This is a genomic window from Pseudomonas sp. NPDC089758, from assembly GCF_044748705.1.
Classification (GTDB): domain Bacteria; phylum Pseudomonadota; class Gammaproteobacteria; order Pseudomonadales; family Pseudomonadaceae; genus Aquipseudomonas; species Aquipseudomonas putida_X.
Window position 1 is genome coordinate 1 of record NZ_JBIVGN010000017.1, and the last position, 17,199, is coordinate 17,199.

A 17,199-nucleotide genomic window follows, 5' to 3' on the forward strand; every position below is an offset into this window, starting at 1 on the left:
GCCACCTTTCGGAAACCGTTGCTGCCATCCAGGTAGGCTGTAATCGCTGTGAGCTTGAATTGCTCGGTGTACTTACCCATAGATCCCCCAAGGGTCGGATTGGTGTCCAACTTCTTGGGGGCAGTCCATTTTTGTGGGAGCCGGCTTGCCGGCGATAGGGCCGGTAAATTCGGTGAAAGACTCAAGCCCCCGCAATGCTAATCCTCGCAAGCGTGCCATCCGCCCTGATTTAAAACTCAAGACGAAGGCCCCCCCCAACAACCTCAATACCAGCGCGGCTCGCCCGCCGGGCGCTTCTTGAAGCGCTTCATGCTCCACATGTACTGGCTCGGGTATTGGCGCACATAGCGCTCGACCACCTTGCTCATGGCCGCCGCCGACACGTTCACATCCGTGCTGTACATCTCTTCTGGCGCAGCTTCCAGAAACACCTTGAAGCCCGAGCCATCCGGCAAGCGCAGGGCATGCAGGAACACCCCCACCGCCTTGCCACCGGCCAGCATGTTCGGCACGAACTTGCTGGTCAGCGCCTGGGTGCCCAGGAATGGCACGAACACGCCGGCCGATTCCGCAGGCTCCGGGTCGGCGGGAATCCCCACCTGCCCACCGCGGCGCACTTCCTTGATCACGCTGAGGATGCCTTCCTTGGTCGAAGGCGCGACACGGTTGCCCATCTGTACCCGCTGTTCACGTAGCAGGTCATCCACAGCCTTGAGCTTCGGCGGGCGGTAGAAGATGATCGGTTTGCACTGGTTGCAGTAGAAGTGGTTGAGCACTTCCCAGTTACCCAGGTGGCTGGTGATGCCGACCACACCCTTGCCTGAGGCCAACGCCTGCTCCAGCACTTCCAGGCCGTGCACTTCCTTGACCAGATCAAGCGAACGCTGGGGCGGCCAGATCCAGGCACAGGCACTTTCGACAAAGGATTTGCCGATGTCTCTCAGGGCACGGCCGACCAGTTGCTCGCGCTCGACCGGGTCCATCTCAGGGAAGCACTTGGCGAGGTTGATGCGCACGACATTGCGCGAACCGTTGGGGACTTTCCACATCAGCCAGCCGATCCCGGCGCCGACGCGTTGCACTGCGCCCCAGGGCAGCTTGGCAAACAGACGCAGCACCCCGACCATCAGGGCGCCTTTGAACTTTTCCACAGGCCAGTTCCTTATTTCAGCAAGGCGCGCATTGTAACCCTTCAGCGCAGCAAGGCGGCGTAACGATCACAATCGGTGGTGTGATCCATGACCATGCCGGTAGCCTGCATGAAGGCGTAGCAGATGGTCGGGCCGACGAAGGTAAAGCCGGCTTTGAGCAACGCCTTGCTCATCGCCTTGGCCTCGTCGGTGACCGCCGGCACTTCGCTACGGGCAGTGAAATGGTTGATCTTCGGCTCGCCGCCGACGAACGACCACAGCCACTCGGCCGGGTTATCCACAGCCAGCCAGGCCTGGGCGTTGCGCCGCACAGCCTTGAGCTTGAGGCGGTTGCGGATGATGCCGGCATCGAGCATCAGCTCTTCGATGCGCTCATCGCTCATCTGCGAAAGCTTCACCGGGTCGAAGCCGTGCAGCACCTCACGATAGCGCTCGCGTTTACGCAAGACGGTGATCCATGAAAGCCCCGCCTGGAACCCTTCGAGCAAAAGCATCTCGAACAGCAACGCCGGATCACGCTGCGGTGTTCCCCATTCCTGGTCGTGGTAGGCCTGGTACAACGGATCGTCGGTACACCAAAAGCAGCGTGGCATAAGGCTCCAATGAGTAGAGGGCGAGGCGAATCAGGTTATACTCCCGCTCTTTACATCCGCATCCCCAGATACAGGTGAATTTCGTGAGCCAGCCTACGCCAGCCGTGCGTACCTTCCAAGACCTGATCCTCGCCCTGCAGAACTACTGGGCAGCTCAAGGTTGTGTGGTGCTTCAGCCCTACGATATGGAAGTAGGCGCCGGCACTTTCCATACCGCTACATTCCTGCGCGCCGTCGGCCCAGAAACCTGGAACGCCGCCTACGTGCAGCCCAGCCGTCGCCCTGCCGACGGGCGGTATGGCGAAAACCCCAACCGCCTGCAGCACTACTACCAGTTCCAGGTGGTGCTCAAGCCCAACCCGGCCAACTTCCAGGAGCTGTACCTCGGCTCGCTGAAAGCCATCGGCCTGGATCCACTGGTCCACGATATCCGTTTCGTCGAAGACAATTGGGAATCGCCGACCCTGGGCGCCTGGGGCCTGGGCTGGGAAATCTGGCTCAACGGCATGGAAGTGACCCAGTTCACCTACTTCCAGCAAGTAGGCGGCATCGAGTGCTACCCGGTCACCGGTGAAATCACCTACGGCCTGGAGCGCCTGGCCATGTACATCCAGGGTGTCGACTCGGTGTACGACCTGGTATGGGCCGACGGCCCGTTCGGCAAGGTCACCTATGGCGACGTGTTCCACCAGAACGAGGTGGAGCAGTCGACCTACAACTTCGAGCACGCCAACGTCGAGAAACTGTTCGAGCTGTTCGACTTCTACGAAAGCGAAGCCAACCGCCTGATCAAGCTGGACTTGCCGCTGCCGACCTATGAAATGGTGCTCAAGGCCTCGCACACCTTCAACCTGCTCGACGCCCGTCGCGCCATCTCGGTGACCGAACGCCAGCGTTACATCCTGCGTGTGCGTACCCTGGCCCGGGACGTGGCGCAAAGCTATCTGCAAGCCCGCGCACGCCTGGGCTTCCCGATGGCCACCCCTGAACTGCGTGACGAAGTGTTGGCGAAGCTGGAGGCTGCACAATGAGTGCTCAAGATTTCCTGGTAGAACTGGGCACCGAAGAGCTGCCTCCCAAAGCCCTGGCCACCCTCGGTGACGCTTTCCTGGCCGGCATCGAAAAAGGCCTGCAGGCCGCTGGCCTGAACTACACCGGCAAGCAGGTGTACGCCGCGCCGCGTCGTCTGGCCGTGCTGATTCGCCAGCTGGATGTACAACAGCCTGACCGTAGCATCAATATCGACGGCCCGCCCCTGCAGGCTGCCTTCAAAGACGGCGAGCCGACCCAGGCTGCCTTGGGCTTTGCCAAGAAGTGCGGGGTAGAGCTGTCGGAAATCGACCAGAGCGGCGCCAAGCTGCGCTTCTCCCAACACATCCCGGGCAAAGCCACCGCCAGCCTGCTGCCGACCATCGTCGAAGATTCGCTCAACGACCTGCCGATCCCCAAGCGCATGCGCTGGGCCGCTAGCCGTGAAGAGTTCGTGCGCCCGACCCAATGGCTGGTGATGCTGCTGGGCGATCAGGTGGTTGACTGCACCATCCTTTCGCAGCAAGCCGGCCGTGAGTCCCGTGGCCACCGCTTCCACCATCCGCAGAACGTGGTCATCACCACCCCGGCCAACTACGTCGAAGACCTGCGCAAAGCCTACGTGCTGGCCGACTTCGCCGAACGCCGCGAGCTGATTGCCAAGCGCACCACCGAACTGGCCATGCAGCAGGAAGGCACTGCCATCGTGCCGCCGGCCCTGCTGGATGAGGTAACTGCGCTGGTGGAGTGGCCGGTACCGCTGGTGTGCTCGTTCGAGGAGCGCTTCCTCGAGGTGCCGCAGGAAGCCTTGATCACCACCATGCAGGACAACCAGAAGTACTTCTGCCTGCTGGACAGAGAAGGCAAACTGCTGCCGCGCTTCATCACCGTGGCCAACGTCGAAAGCCGTGACCCCAAGCAGATCGTCTCGGGTAACGAGAAGGTAGTGCGCCCGCGCCTGACCGACGCCGAGTTCTTCTTCAAGCAGGACAAGAAGCAGCCGCTCGAAACCTTCAACGAGCGCCTGAAGAACGTCGTCTTCCAGGCGCAGTTGGGCACCGTCTACGACAAGGCCGAGCGTGTATCCCGGCTTGCCGCGTACATTGCCCCGCTGATCGGCGGCGACGCCCAGCGCGCTGGCCGTGCCGGGCTGCTGTCCAAGTGCGACCTGGCCACCGAGATGGTTGGCGAATTCCCAGAAATGCAGGGCGTTGCCGGTTACTACTACGCGCTCAACGACGGTGAACCGCAAGACGTCGCCTTGGCGCTGAACGAGCAGTACATGCCGCGTGGTGCTGGCGCCGAGCTGCCGCAGACCCTGACCGGTGCTGCGGTGGCCATCGCCGACAAGCTCGACACTCTGGTCGGCATCTTCGGCATCGGCATGCTGCCCACCGGCAGCAAAGACCCGTATGCCTTGCGCCGCGCCGCCCTGGGCGTGCTGCGTATCCTGATCGAGAAGCAACTGGACCTGGACCTGACCCCTGCGGTCGAATTCGCGGTCAAGCAGTTCGGTGCCCAGGTCAAGGCCGCCGGCCTGGCCGAGCAGGTGCTGGAGTTCATCTTCGACCGCCTGCGTGCGCGTTACGAAGACGAAGGCATCGACGTTGCCACCTACCTGTCGGTTCGTGCCCTGAAGCCGGGTTCGGCTTTGGACTTCGACCAGCGTGTGCAGGCCGTGCAGGCCTTCCGCAAGCTGCCCGAAGCCGAGGCGCTGGCCGCGGTGAACAAGCGCGTGTCGAACCTGCTGGGCAAAGCCGAAGGCGCCATTGCCGAACAGGTCGAGCCGAAGTACTTCGACAACGCCAACGAGTTCTCGCTGTACTCGGCGATCCAGCAAGCCGACCAGGCTGTGCAACCGATGGCCGCTGCACGTCAGTACAGCGAATCGCTGGCCCGCCTTGCGGCCCTGCGTGATCCGGTCGACGCCTTCTTCGAGGCCGTGATGGTCAACGCCGAGGACGCCAAGGTTCGCGCCAACCGTTATGCCCTGCTCAGCCGCCTGCGCGGCCTGTTCCTGGGCGTTGCCGATATTTCGCTGCTGGGGTAAGCCTTGAAACTGCTGATTCTCGATCGTGACGGGGTGATCAACCAGGACTCCGACGCCTACATCAAGTCGCTGGAGGAGTGGATCCCGATCCCCGGCTCGATCGAGGCCATCGCGCAGTTGAGCAAAGCGGGCTGGACGGTGGCCGTGGCCACCAACCAGTCCGGCATTGCCCGTGGCTACTATTCGCTGGCAACCCTCGAAGCCATGCATGCACGTCTGCGCACGCTGGTGGCAGAGCAAGGCGGCGAAATCGGCCACATCGTGTATTGCCCACATGGGCCGGACGAGGGTTGTGAATGCCGCAAGCCCAAGCCCGGCATGTTGCGGGCTATCGCCGAACATTATCAGGCCGACCTGCGCGGCGTATGGTTCGTCGGCGACAGTAAAGGTGACCTGGAGGCCGCCCTGGCCGTCGGTGCACAACCGGTGCTGGTGAAAACCGGCAAAGGTGAGCGCACGCTAGAAAAGGGCGTCGCGCAAACCACACTGATTTTCGACGATCTGGCAGCTATCGCCAGAGAACTAATCTAAACAATGCGCCTGAGGGCGCATTTTTATCAGGCGGGCAAGCCCGCAACGGTACATGCCACTATGTCGATCCTGCAGGCGATCAGAATCTTTCTTTTTTACCTGCTGCTGGGCACCAGCTCGCTGCTGTGGTGCTCGCTGAGCTTTTTTATCGCGCCATTTTTGCCGTTTCATAAGCGCTACCGCTTCATCAACGTCTACTGGTGCCGTTTTGCCGTGCTGCTGGCGCGGGTGATCCTGGGTATCCACTACAAGGTCACCGGTGCCGAGAATGTGCCCAAGGAACCCTGTGTGATCCTGTCCAACCACCAGAGCACCTGGGAGACATTCTTCCTGTCAGCCTATTTCTCGCCATTGAGCCAGGTGCTCAAGCGTGAACTGCTGTACGTGCCGTTCTTTGGCTGGGCCATGGCCATGCTGCGGCCGATCGCGATCAACCGCGACAACCCCAAGGAAGCGTTGCGCCAGGTGGCGAGCAAGGGTGACGAGTTGCTCAAGCAGAAGGTCTGGGTGCTGATCTTCCCGGAAGGTACTCGGGTACCCTTTGGCACCGTGGGCAAGTTTTCCCGTGGCGGTACCGCGCTGGCGGTAAATGCCGGGCTGCCAGTGCTGCCGATCGCGCATAACGCCGGCAAGTACTGGCCCAAGTCAGGGTGGGGCAAGCGCTCCGGCACCATCGAGGTGGTGATCGGGGAGCCGATGTATGCCAATGGCACCGGCCCGCGTGCCATTGCAGAGCTCAATGATCGTGCCGCAGCGTGGAACGAAGCGACTCAGCGGCGCTTGGGTTCGTTGCCACCGGTGGATGAAAAACCGCACGAGCAGATAGCCTGACGATCTGTGGATAACTTGTTAGCAATTTTTCGACGAAATGCCTCACTCGATAGCTAAGCCTATGAATTAGCTATATATTTTTATGTATGACATTTTCCTGAAAATCGTGCATAAGTTTTTTTGAGGCATAAGAAAACCGGCTTTTACAGCCGGTTTTTTTATGGCTTCAAGACATCATCAGACCTTGTCGATATCCACGTCTCTGGTTTCTTTCAGGCAGAAGATGCCCACCACCAAGCTGATCCCGGTGACCAGCACCGGGTACCACAAGCCGTAGAAGATATCCCCGGTATACACCACCAGCGCGAACGAAACCGTGGGCAAGAAACCGCCGAACCAGCCATTGCCAATGTGATAGGGCAGCGACATCGAGGTATAGCGGATGCGCGTCGGGAACAGCTCCACCATGACTGCCGCCAGCGGCCCGTAGGTCATGGTTGCGATCAGGATCATCGCAACGATCAGCACCACTACCATCACCTGGTTGACCTGCGAGGGGTCTGCCTTGGCTGGGTAGCCTGCTTGCTCGATGGCGTTGCGCATGGCTGATTCGTCAAAACCGTTGATGGTCTTGTCGCCAATGTTCACGACCACTTGGCTGCCCGCGACATTCACCGAGCTGTAAGGCAGGCCCTGTTTGACCAGGAAGGTCTTGACCTTGTCGCACGGGCTGTCGAAACGCGCCTTGCCGACTGGGTCGAACTGGAAGGTACAACCTTGCGGGTCAGCGGTGACCACGATCGGCGCCTGACGGCTCGCTGCATCGATCTGCGGGTTGGCGTAGTGGCTCAGCGCCTTGAACAGCGGGAAGTACAACACCGTGGCCAGCAACAGGCCGAGCATCAGGATAGGCTTGCGGCCGATGCGGTCGGACAGCCAGCCAAAGAACACAAAGAACGGCGCACCGATTACCACACTGATGATGAGCAAGGTGTTGGCCTGGGAAGGATCCATCTTGAGCATCTGGGTCATGAAGAACAGCACATAGAACTGCGCCGTGTAGAACGTCACGGCCTGGCCGGCGTTGATGCTGAACAGTGCGGTAAGCACCACTTTGAGGTTTGGCCAGGAAGTGAACGACTCGCGGATTGGCGACTTGCTGACCTTGCCTTGGGCCTTCATTTTCACGAAGGCCGGCGACTCGTGCATGCTCATGCGGATCCAGGTGGAGATGCCCAGCAGCACGATCGACAGCAGGAACGGCAAGCGCCAGCCCCAGGTCTCGAACTGATCGCCGCTGATGTAGCGGCTGCCCAGCACCACCAGCAATGACAACAGCAGCCCGAGGGTGGCAGTGGACTGGATGAAGCCCGTGTGCAAGCCACGCTTGCCGGGCGGTGCGTGTTCGGCCACATAGGTCGCCGCGCCACCATACTCGCCCCCCAGCGCCAGCCCCTGCAGCATGCGCAACACCACCAGAATGATCGGCGCGGCAATGCCGATGCTTGCATAGGTGGGCAGCAAGCCAACGGCAAACGTGGATAGCCCCATCAGCACGATGGTGATCAGGAAGGTGTATTTTCGCCCGATCATGTCACCCAGCCGGCCAAACACCAGCGCGCCGAAGGGCCGTACCAGGAAACCGGCGGCGAATGCCATCAGGGCAAAGATGAAAGCGGTGGTGTCGTTGACGCCAGCGAAGAACTGCTTGCTGATCACTGCCGCCAGCGCACCGTAGAGAAAAAAGTCATACCACTCGAAAACCGTCCCGAGGGATGACGCGAAAATGATTTTGCGTTCTTCACGACGGCTTGGGCTGCTCGCCGTCGCCCCCTGTTCTTGGATGTAATCCGACATCGTTGCTGTCCTCGGCCCGCAGGCCACAGTGATTATTCTTGTTGTTCCACTGTCGGCAGCTTCTGACCGCAAGCTGCCGGTACTGCACGCACCCGGGTCAGGGCGTCGGTAACGCGTCTTCGTTCAGGCAGGTTTGCGTCGCTGCTCCCTTGAGAATGAGTTGGGCCGCCTTTTCGGCGATCATCAGGGTGGGTGAACAGGTATTGCCAGAGGTGATCTGCGGCATGATGGAAGCATCCGCGACGCGCAGGCCGGGGATGCCGTGTACCCGCAGCTGGTTATCCACAACGTCCAGGGGGCCGTTGCCCATACGGCAGGTCCCCACTGGGTGGAAGATGGTGGTGCCGATCTTGCCTGCCGCTTCGAACAGCTGCTCCTCGGTCTGCAGGGCAGGGCCTGGCAGGTATTCCTGCGGCTCGAAAGCGGCGAGGGCAGGGGCCTGGACGATGCGGCGTGTGATACGGATGGCCTCGGCGGCAACGCGCAGGTCTTGAGGGTCGCTGAGGTAGTTGGGGTCGATCAGTGGCGCGCTGTTCATGTCCGAGCTACGGATGTCGATGCGCCCACGGCTAACCGGGCGCAGGTTGCAAACCGAAGCGGTGAAGGCAGGGAAGCGGTGCAGCGGCTCGCCGAAGCGTTCCAGCGACAGCGGTTGTATGTGGTATTGCAGGTTGGCGGTGCGCTGCTCGGGGCTGGAGCGTACGAACGCCCCGAGCTGGCTCGGCGCCATGGCCAGCGGGCCACTGCGGTCGTAGAGATAGCGCAGGCCCATGCCCATCTTGCCCCACAGGCTGTTGGCCATCTGGTTGAGCGTTCTGGTATTGCGGATCTGATAGATCAGGCGCAATTGCAGGTGGTCCTGCAGGTTGCCACCGACACCGGGCATGTCGTGCCGTACACCGATGCCGAGCGTTTCCAGCAACCTGCGCGGGCCAATGCCGGAGCGCTGCAGAATGCCGGGCGAACCCACCGCCCCTGCACACAGGATGATCTCGCGGCGCGCAGCGAACTCGTGCCAGGCGCCGCGCCAAAATGCTTTCACTGCACGGGCGCGGGTATTGTTCAGCAGTACTTGGTCAACCTGGACGCTGGTCAGCACGGTGAGGTTGGAACGGTTATGCACAGGCCGTAAGAACGCCTTCGATGCGTTCCAGCGCACACCGCTGCGCTGGTTGACCTGAAAGTATCCACAGCCTTGGTTGTCGCCGGTATTGAAATCATCGACCTTGGCGATACCGCTCTGTTCGGCAGCGTCTCGGAATGCATCGAGGATCGGCCAGCTGTAGCGCTGGCGCTCCACCCGCCATTCGCCCGTGCCGCCATGGTGATCACTGCTGCCTGCAAAATGATTCTCGCTGGCCTTGAACAGAGGCAGCACATCCTTCCAGGCCCAGCCGTCGTTGCCCTGCTCGGCCCAATGATCATAGTCCGCAGCCTGGCCACGCATGTAGATCATGCCGTTGATCGATGAGCAGCCCCCCAGCACCTTGCCCCGGGGATAACCCAGGCTGCGACCATCCAGGCCGGTCTGCGCTTCGGTCTTGAAGCACCAGTCAGTGCGGGGGTTGCCGATGCAGTAGAGATAACCGACGGGGATGTGAATCCAGGGGTAATTGTCGCGGCCCCCAGCCTCCAGCAGCAAGACGCGGCAGGACGGGTCGGCGGACAAACGATTGGCCAGCAGGCAACCGGCAGGGCCGGCACCTACGATGACGTAGTCGAAGACAGAATCGGCTGATGGCATGTGCAACCTCGCGCCTGATTTTTATTCTTGTCGTCGTACATCTTATTGATTAATTTCGCTGAGGAAACACGAGATTTCGCGCAGCCGTTGTGCGTTTTAGCACAGCGACAAACAGGGAAAGGATGCATGTTCGACTGGAATGATCTGCGGTTTTTCCTCGAGTTGCAGCGCAGTGGCCGCCTGCTCAGCGCTGCCAAGCGTCTCAACACGACCCATAGCACGGTTGCTCGGCACATCGAAAGCATCGAGAAATGCCTGGGCACGCCACTGTTCGTGCAACACGCGCAGGGGTACGAATTGACCCCCTCCGGCCAGGCGTTGCTCAAGCACGCAGAAGCCATGGAGAATGTCGCGTTGCTGGCGCAGGAAGAAATCACCCAGGCGATCACGCCGCTGGGCAAGATTCGCCTTGGGGTCACCGAAGGCATCGGCATCATGTTCTTCACCCCGCGCATGAACGCGCTGTTCGAACGGTATCCCGGCCTGGAAGTGGAGCTTGTGGCCGTGCCTCGCTTCGTCAGCATCCTCAACCGCGAAGCGGAAATCAGCATTCACCTGGAGCGCCCCAGTGCCGACCTGCTGATCACCCGCAAACTCACAGACTACCGCCTAGCCTTGTATGCCAGCCAAGCTTACCTGGACCGCGCCCCGCCTTTACGCAACCGTGAAGACCTGGCCCGGCACAGCTGGATCGGCTATGTCGACGACCTGTTGTTCAGCCAAGAGCTGCTGTTTCTCAACAGCTTCTGCCGGATGCCCAATGTGGCCTTTCGCAGCACCAGCGTGATCGCCCAGCAAGCCGCTGCGCGCGCCGGCCTGGGCATCGCAGTGCTGCCCAATTACATGGCCCGCCACGACCCGACACTGGTACGCGTACTACCCAGCGAAACCATCCAGCGCAGCTACTGGATATGCACCCGGCGTGAGTTGCACAAGTCGGTACGCCTGCGGGTGGTCTGGGATTACCTGCTGGCGCTGTGCGCGCAGGAGCAGGCCGAGCTGCTAGCCGAGTAGCGCCTTACCGGCCAGCAGCAGGGCAGCCCCGAAGCCGACCACCGAGAACAGCTGCTGCAGGCGAGGCCCGGCCAGCCGGGTTGCCAGTGGCCGCGCCAGCAGCAGGCCAAGCACCGCCCCCACGGCAAAAGGTGCGCCGACCTGCCAGTGCATCACCCCAGCCAGGCTGGCGCTGACCACGCTACCTGTGGACACCAGGGCGATCACCGCCAGCGAGGTCGAAACGATGCTCTTCATGCGCAGGTTGGTGTAGCGGTTCAAGGCAGGGATGATGACGAAGCCACCCCCCACCCCCAACAAGCCGGACAGCAATCCAGAGAGTGCTCCGGTGATGGCCAGCGCCCGCGCGCAGGGCAGTGTCCAGCGCAAACGGCCCTGCAGCGGGTTGAGCACGCACGGCTCGATGAAACGGTGCGCACCGTTGGTCTCGCCACGCAGCTCACTGGCAGCCTTGCGCCAGATGCGCAGGCATGCGTAAACCAGCACGCCGGCGAACACCAGGGCCAAGGGGGTATCGGGCAGACGATGAGCGAGCATCAGCCCGAGCGGTGCAGCGACGATGCCGATCAGGGCGATGAACAGCGCGGCGCGGTAACGCACCAGCCCTTGGCGCAAGCCGAGGATCGCCCCTACGCCAGCGGCAAGACCTACAGCAAGAAGGCCAATCGGCGCAGCTTCGGCCATAGACAGGCCAAGACCGAACACCAGCAGCGGCACGGCCAGGATGCCGCCCCCCGCCCCAGTCAACGCCAGCACTGCGCCAATGATCGCGCCCAGCCCGGCACCGAACAGTTGATGCTCGATCACTGGGCTGCCTCGGCAGCCAGCGGCTTGGGCCGCGCCAACCACTCCCGCCCCTTGAGCATGCCTTGCCAGTACAGCGGCGGCAGCACTCGCGCCTTGAGCAGCCAAGCCAGACGCGTTGGCTGGCGTCCATCCAGCAGCCAGCGCGGGAAGCTCGGCGCGACCTTGCCGCCATAGGTGAACTCGGCAAGCACTATCTTGCCGCGCTCGACCGTCAACGGGCAGGAGCCATAGCCATCGTACTGAGCAAGGTCAGCCAGCCTGCCTAACGCCACCAGCACGTTGTTGGCAACCACCGGCGCCTGCTTGCGCGCAGCGGCTGCGGTCTTGGCGTTGCTGGTGCCGGCCACATCGCCCAGTGCATGGACGTTGGCAAACTGGCGATGACGCAGGGTATGCGGGTCCACATCGACCCAGCCAGCGGCATCGGCCAATGGGCTTTGACGAATGAAGTCCGGGGCAACCTGCGGCGGCACCACATGCAGCATATCGAAGGCTTCAGTGCGGGTTTCAGTGCTGCCATCGGCAAAGGTGCGGACAAAGGTGGCGCACTTGTTGGGGCCATCCACTGCCACCAGACGGTGGCTGTAATTGAGGTCTACCCCGTACTTGTCGATGTAGGCCATCAGGGCCGGTACGTAATCGGGCACACCGAACAGCACAGCACCGGCATTGAAAAAGCAGGCTTTGACATCGCCCAGCCGCCCCTGGCGCAGCCAGTGGTCGCAGGACAGGTACAGCGCTTTTTGCGGCGCACCGGCGCACTTGATCGGCATCGGTGGCTGAGTGAAGAGGGCGCGGCCTTGCTTCAGGTTCTGCACAAGCTCCCAGGTGTAGGGTGCCAGGTCGTAGCGGTAGTTGGAGGTAACGCCGTTGCGCCCCAGGGTCTCACTGAGCCCGTCAATGGCAGCCCAATCGAGCTTGAGGCCCGGGCAGACCACCAACTGTTCATAGCTGATGGTGCGACCCTCTTCGAGCATGACCAGCTGGGCCTGCGGGTCGAACCCCTGCACGCGCGCCCTGATCCAGCGCACGCCACGGGGAATGGTCGAGGCCATGGTACGTGCGGTGCTCGGCGCCTTGAACACACCGGCACCGACCATGGTCCAGCCGGGCTGGTAGTAATGAATGTCGGCAGGGTCGACCACCGCGATATCCAGTGACGGGTCGCGGCTGATGAGGCTGGAAGCAGTGGCGATTCCGGCAGCGCCGGCACCGACGATGACCACCTTGTGGTGGTAAGAATCAGTAGGGGACAACAAGGCAGGCATGGCGTAAATCCTGGAAAATCCAATGATGGGTGAGGCTGTCAGAGCTTGTTCAACGGGATCTTCAGGTAGCTCACGCCGTTGGATTCCGGTTGTGGGAAATGGCCACTGCGCATGTTGACCTGCACCGACGGCAGGATCAGCACGGGCATTTCGAGGGTCTTGTCACGCGCCTCACGCATGGCGACAAAGCTGTCCTCATCAATGCCCTGGTGGACATGAATGTTGCTGGCGCGCTGCTCAGCCACGGTGGTGACATAGCGCATGTCGCGCCCCCCCGGCAGGTAGTCATGGCACATGAACAGCAGGGTCTGGTCAGGGAAAGCCAACAGGCGGCGGATGGATTGGTACAGGGTGCGAGCGTCAGCGCCCGGGAAGTCACAGCGCGCGGTACCGTAGTCAGGCATGAACAGGGTGTCGCCCACGAACAGCGCTTTTTCGCCGGCATCCTCTACCAGGTAACTCATGCAAGCGGGGGTATGCCCAGGCGTGTGCAGCGAGCGGGCGTGCAGGTTGCCTATGCGAAAGCCTTCCTCGTCCATGAGCAACACATCGAACTGGCTGCCATCACGGGCAAAGCCGGGGTCGGCGTTGAACAAGTCACCGAAGACTTTCTGTACCTTGGTGATCTGCGCGCCAATGGCAGTGTGGCCGCCGAGCTTTTCCTTGAGATACGCCGCGGCTGAAAGGTGGTCGGCGTGTACATGGGTTTCCAGAATCCACTGCACCTTGGCACCAAGGCTGTGAACCCGATCAATCAGGCGGTCAGCAGAGGCGGTGCAGGTGCGGCCTGACTTGGGGTCATAGTCCAGTACGCTGTCAATCACCGCACACTGGTTGGTCTCACGGTCCAGCACCAGGTAGCTGATGGTCGAGGTGGCGTCGTCGAAAAAAGCGTCCACCTGAAGGTTATTGCCGATGATCATCACGGTCTCCAAATAATCCACCCCGCCAGTTAGAGGCGTAGGCAGTTACGGGTGGTTTATCAAGATGCATGCCAGGGGTTCAGGCCATGCCGACGCCCGTAAATGCGAACCCTGATGGCGCGAGGCAGGCCGGTCTGTCAGCTGCGCTGGCAGTCGACTGTCAGCTAATGGCAGTGTTTGGCAGTCCTTGTTACCCTCAACGGCTTAGCCCATCGGTGCCGTCATGCCTGAATCCCATCCCCTCATCCTAGCTCTGGTTTCCTACCTCGAACACGATGCGTTGCCTACCATCGTGCTGGACACCGACTACAACATCCTCGCAGCCAATGCCGCCTATCGCCGCCAGTTCGGCCGTGACGACCGTGCGCCACTGGGTGAGAAGTGCCACCGGGTTTCCCATCACTATGCCGTGCCTTGCGACCAGGCCGGTGAGCATTGCCCCATGCGCAAGGCCTGGGACAGCAAGCTGCCGGAACGGGTACTGCACATTCATCACACCCCGCGCGGGCCTGAGCATGTGGATGTGGAACTGCGGCCGATCCTCGATGAGCAGGGCAGGGTGGTCGCCTTCGTGGAACGGCTGACCACGGTCACGCTGGCCTCGGCGCAACCTCAACAACAGGGCTTGGTCGGGCGGGCGCCAGCGTTCAAAACGGCGCTGGCCAGCCTGCAACGTGCGGCACCCGCGCAGATCCCGGTGTTGCTGCAGGGTGAATCCGGAACAGGCAAAGAGCTTTTCGCCCGGGCGATCCATATGGGCAGCCCACGGGCCAATGGCCCGTTGGTGGTGGTCGACTGCACCGGTTTGACCGAGTCACTGTTTGAAAGCGAGCTGTTCGGCTATGAGAAGGGAGCCTTTACCGGTGCCAACCAGCGCAAGATCGGCCTGGCTGAAGCGGCCCATGGCGGCACGCTGTTCCTCGATGAGATTGGCGAGGTGCCACTGGCGATGCAGGTCAAATTGCTGCGCCTGATCGAATCCGGCAGTTTCCGCCCAGTCGGTAGCCTGCGTACCGTGCACGCGGATTTCCGCCTGGTGTCTGCAACACACAAACCCCTCAAGCAGATGGTTGCAGAGGGTACGTTCCGCGAAGACCTGTATTACCGTATCAGTGGCTTTCCGATCCGCCTGCCCGCCTTGCGCGAACGCGTAGAGGATCTGCCGCTGCTTGCGCAGAGCCTGCTGCAACGCATGGCAGGCAAACCTGCCACCAGTCTTAGCGACGCTGCTCTTCAGCAATTGGCCCTGCATAGGTTCCCAGGCAATATCCGCGAGCTGCGCAATATCCTGGAAAGGGCGCGCCTGTTTGCCGATGACGGGCTGATACGGCCCGAACATCTGCCGGAAGATGTCGGCCCGCCAATCGCATCCGGTGAGAAAAAGAGGCGCGCTCGCAGCGACCTGGGTGATCTGGCGCAAGCGCTGGAACAGTTTCCGGGCCCCCGCAGCGCGCTGGCGCGCCACCTGGGTATGAGTGAACGTACGCTGTATCGGCGCTTGAAAGCGCTGGGGCTGAACCCGGCTTAAGGCCCAGCGATACTTTACCGGACCTTTACCTCTGGCCAGGGATTACTCATCTCGAAAGACGGTCTGAAGCATTAACCGTAATCGGCGTCTCGTTGAAGCCCGCCGAACGTATACATGCAAAGGATCGAGATACGATGAAAAAAACCCTATCCGTGCTCTGCGCTGCCTTGATGTTCAGCGCACCACTGGCCAGCTTCGCCCAACCCGGCCCGCCTCAGGGGCACGATGGCGACCGCTCGCATCAGGGCCACCCGCAACAACATGGCAAACCCGGCAACGGCCAGGCTCACTCCTACCGTAATCCAGACTTCCATCCACAACCGGGGATGCCGATACCTCACCAGCAATGGAAACGTGGCCATGTGGTAGACCCGCACTATCGCAACGACCGCTACTGGGTGACCGACTGGCGAGCCCGGCATCTATCCCCACCGCCACGCGATCACCGTTGGCTGTACGTCAACGGCGACTACGTATTGGTGGCCATTGCTTCCGGGGTGATCGTTAGCATCCTCAGCGGCTACTAAGGCGTAGAAACCAACAGCCCACCACAAAAACCCGCTTGCGCGGGTTTTTTGCCGGATTCTGGATTGAAACCTCTAGTCTGATAACTATTCGACCAGTCTTTTGAAGGTACTGCACATGATTGCGCGTTGGCGTTGGGTAGCGGGACAACTTACCAAGCGACTCTGGTTCAGAGCCACGCTGTTCTCCCTTCTGGGTGTAGCGACTGCGTTGCTTGCCATCGTGTTCAGAGATTTGATCCCGCAAACCTTGCCAACACGCATCGGCGCAGATGCTGTGGACAAGATTCTCGGGATCATTGCCTCCAGCATGCTGGCTGTGACCACCTTCTCATTGAGCACGATGGTCACCGCTTACGGGGCCGCCAGTAGCGGAGTGACACCTCGGGCCACGACCCTTGTCATGGAGGACACCACTACCCAGAACGCCCTGGCCACATTCATCGGGTCGTTTCTCTTCAGCCTGGTTGGCATCATCGCACTGAGTACCGGCCTCTATGGCAGCCAGGGGCGTGTCGTGCTTTTTGCGGTGACGCTAGCTGTCGTGACGCTGATCATTTACACACTGCTGCGCTGGATCGATCACCTTTCCAAACTGGGACGGGTCGGAGAAACCATTGACCGTGTGGAAAAAGCAGCGATGGATGCCATAGCACATCGCGCTCGCTGGCCCTACCTCGGTGGCTCAGCGTACCCGATGGATCTTGTACTTCCGCTATCCGCGCAAATAATTGCCAGCAACCAGACGGGCTACATCCAACATATCGATGTGCAAGCCTTGGGCGCCATTTCCAAAGCGCTCCAGGTGCGGATTTATATGGAAGTCCTCCCAGGGAGTTTTGTGCACGTCGGTATGCCGGTGGCTCGCGTTGTACCATTGAGTGGCGAACACCCTGATGAGCAAAGCCTCAACGACCTGCTGGCGACGTTGACCATAGGCAACCGAAGGACCTTTGAGCATGACCCCCGGTTTGGGCTATGCGTGCTATCGGAGATCGCGTCCCGCGCGCTGTCGCCGGCGGTCAATGATCCGGGCACCGCTATCGATGTGATTGGCCGGGGCCTCAGGACACTGACGCACTGGGGCAAGGCCCACGTTTACGAGCCGGAACAGGGAACAAGCTGCGAGTGGGTTCACCTGCGAGCATTGACGGTGGATGATCTGTTCGACGATTTCTTTGCCCCTATCAGCAGAGACGGCGCCGCCCTTCTAGAAGTCGACCTTCGATTGCTCAAGGCCCTGGTCAGCCTGGCTCAGATAAACCCCGCGCTTTTCGGACAGAGTTGCATCAGGCATGGCGACCAGCTTGTGATGCGTGCAGATGCTTCACTCACACTCGCGCATGAAAAAGATCAGCTGAGGGCGGTTCACCTGAAACTCAGGAAGCTTGATTGAACACGCCCAAAGC

At 61.1% G+C, this 17,199-nt stretch carries 15 protein-coding genes; 8 read left to right on the forward strand and 7 right to left on the reverse strand.

Translation table 11 applies throughout. The features are described 5' to 3' along the window. Nucleotides 1-263: 263 nt before the first annotated feature. Both ACIPZH_RS20695 and ACIPZH_RS20700 read right to left on the reverse strand, forming a co-directional pair. The gene (locus ACIPZH_RS20695; protein WP_241806664.1) at nucleotides 264-1,151 is read right to left on the reverse strand and encodes a lysophospholipid acyltransferase; all 888 of its coding nucleotides are present in this window, start codon (nucleotides 1,149-1,151) and stop codon (nucleotides 264-266) included. Nucleotides 1,152-1,192: 41 nt separating this feature from the next. After that, the gene (locus ACIPZH_RS20700) at nucleotides 1,193-1,744 is read right to left on the reverse strand and encodes a DNA-3-methyladenine glycosylase I (protein ID WP_241806663.1); all 552 of its coding nucleotides are present in this window, start codon (nucleotides 1,742-1,744) and stop codon (nucleotides 1,193-1,195) included. 83 nt (nucleotides 1,745-1,827) lie between these two features. Between ACIPZH_RS20700 and glyQ the strand changes: the two genes are divergently transcribed. Genes glyQ through ACIPZH_RS20720 form a run of 4 tightly spaced genes read left to right on the forward strand, consistent with a single transcriptional unit; the run spans nucleotide 1,828 to nucleotide 6,185 of the window. Then, nucleotides 1,828-2,775 carry a glycine--tRNA ligase subunit alpha gene (glyQ, locus tag ACIPZH_RS20705; RefSeq protein WP_012312032.1) on the forward strand — a complete coding sequence of 316 codons (948 nt, stop codon included), beginning with the start codon at nucleotides 1,828-1,830 and terminating at the stop codon, nucleotides 2,773-2,775. Next, entirely contained in the window at nucleotides 2,772-4,823 is a 2,052-nt protein-coding gene (gene glyS, locus ACIPZH_RS20710; protein WP_400637637.1) for a glycine--tRNA ligase subunit beta, read from the forward strand. Before glyQ ends, glyS begins: the two co-directional genes overlap by 4 nt. Nucleotides 4,824-4,826: 3 nt before the next feature. After that, complete coding sequence (gmhB, locus tag ACIPZH_RS20715) at nucleotides 4,827-5,354, forward strand: D-glycero-beta-D-manno-heptose 1,7-bisphosphate 7-phosphatase (RefSeq protein WP_241806661.1); 528 nt, start codon at nucleotides 4,827-4,829, stop codon at nucleotides 5,352-5,354. 60 nt (nucleotides 5,355-5,414) lie between these two features. Continuing rightward, complete coding sequence (locus tag ACIPZH_RS20720) at nucleotides 5,415-6,185, forward strand: 1-acyl-sn-glycerol-3-phosphate acyltransferase (RefSeq protein WP_241806660.1); 771 nt, start codon at nucleotides 5,415-5,417, stop codon at nucleotides 6,183-6,185. Nucleotides 6,186-6,362: 177 nt separating this feature from the next. Here ACIPZH_RS20720 and ACIPZH_RS20725 read toward each other — a convergent pair whose 3' ends face one another. After that, complete coding sequence (locus tag ACIPZH_RS20725) at nucleotides 6,363-7,982, reverse strand: MFS transporter (protein ID WP_241806659.1); 1,620 nt, start codon at nucleotides 7,980-7,982, stop codon at nucleotides 6,363-6,365. A gap of 97 nt (nucleotides 7,983-8,079) precedes the next feature. Further along, entirely contained in the window at nucleotides 8,080-9,726 is a 1,647-nt protein-coding gene (locus ACIPZH_RS20730) for a GMC family oxidoreductase (protein ID WP_400637639.1), read from the reverse strand. 126 nt (nucleotides 9,727-9,852) lie between these two features. Here ACIPZH_RS20730 and ACIPZH_RS20735 point away from each other — a divergent pair, with 126 nt between their 5' ends. Further along, nucleotides 9,853-10,740 carry a LysR family transcriptional regulator gene (locus ACIPZH_RS20735; protein ID WP_241806657.1) on the forward strand — a complete coding sequence of 296 codons (888 nt, stop codon included), beginning with the start codon at nucleotides 9,853-9,855 and terminating at the stop codon, nucleotides 10,738-10,740. On the opposite strand, the gene ACIPZH_RS20740 is transcribed toward ACIPZH_RS20735, so the two are convergent. The 3 genes from ACIPZH_RS20740 to ACIPZH_RS20750 are packed head-to-tail and all read right to left on the reverse strand — an operon-like array spanning nucleotide 10,729 to nucleotide 13,738. Further along, nucleotides 10,729-11,547 (reverse strand): sulfite exporter TauE/SafE family protein, encoded by an 819-nt coding sequence (locus tag ACIPZH_RS20740; protein ID WP_241806656.1) that lies wholly within the window; start codon nucleotides 11,545-11,547, stop codon nucleotides 10,729-10,731. The genes ACIPZH_RS20735 and ACIPZH_RS20740 overlap by 12 nt on opposite strands. Then, nucleotides 11,544-12,815 carry an FAD/NAD(P)-binding oxidoreductase gene (locus tag ACIPZH_RS20745; RefSeq protein WP_400637641.1) on the reverse strand — a complete coding sequence of 424 codons (1,272 nt, stop codon included), beginning with the start codon at nucleotides 12,813-12,815 and terminating at the stop codon, nucleotides 11,544-11,546. The genes ACIPZH_RS20740 and ACIPZH_RS20745 overlap by 4 nt, the downstream gene beginning before the upstream one ends. A 38-nt stretch (nucleotides 12,816-12,853) precedes the next feature. Then, the gene (locus ACIPZH_RS20750) at nucleotides 12,854-13,738 is read right to left on the reverse strand and encodes an MBL fold metallo-hydrolase (protein ID WP_400637642.1); all 885 of its coding nucleotides are present in this window, start codon (nucleotides 13,736-13,738) and stop codon (nucleotides 12,854-12,856) included. A gap of 223 nt (nucleotides 13,739-13,961) precedes the next feature. On the opposite strand from ACIPZH_RS20750, the gene ACIPZH_RS20755 reads away from it, so the two are divergent. The 3 genes from ACIPZH_RS20755 (at nucleotide 13,962) to ACIPZH_RS20765 (ending at nucleotide 17,186) form a co-directional block, all read left to right on the forward strand. Then, nucleotides 13,962-15,266 (forward strand): sigma-54 interaction domain-containing protein, encoded by a 1,305-nt coding sequence (locus ACIPZH_RS20755; RefSeq protein ID WP_400637643.1) that lies wholly within the window; start codon nucleotides 13,962-13,964, stop codon nucleotides 15,264-15,266. Between the two features lie 134 nt (nucleotides 15,267-15,400). Beyond that, a complete protein-coding gene (locus ACIPZH_RS20760) occupies nucleotides 15,401-15,793 on the forward strand; it encodes an RcnB family protein (protein WP_400637645.1) in 393 nt (130 codons plus the stop codon). Between the two features lie 115 nt (nucleotides 15,794-15,908). After that, the gene (locus ACIPZH_RS20765) at nucleotides 15,909-17,186 is read left to right on the forward strand and encodes a DUF2254 domain-containing protein (protein ID WP_400637647.1); all 1,278 of its coding nucleotides are present in this window, start codon (nucleotides 15,909-15,911) and stop codon (nucleotides 17,184-17,186) included. Nucleotides 17,187-17,199 lie beyond the last annotated feature (13 nt).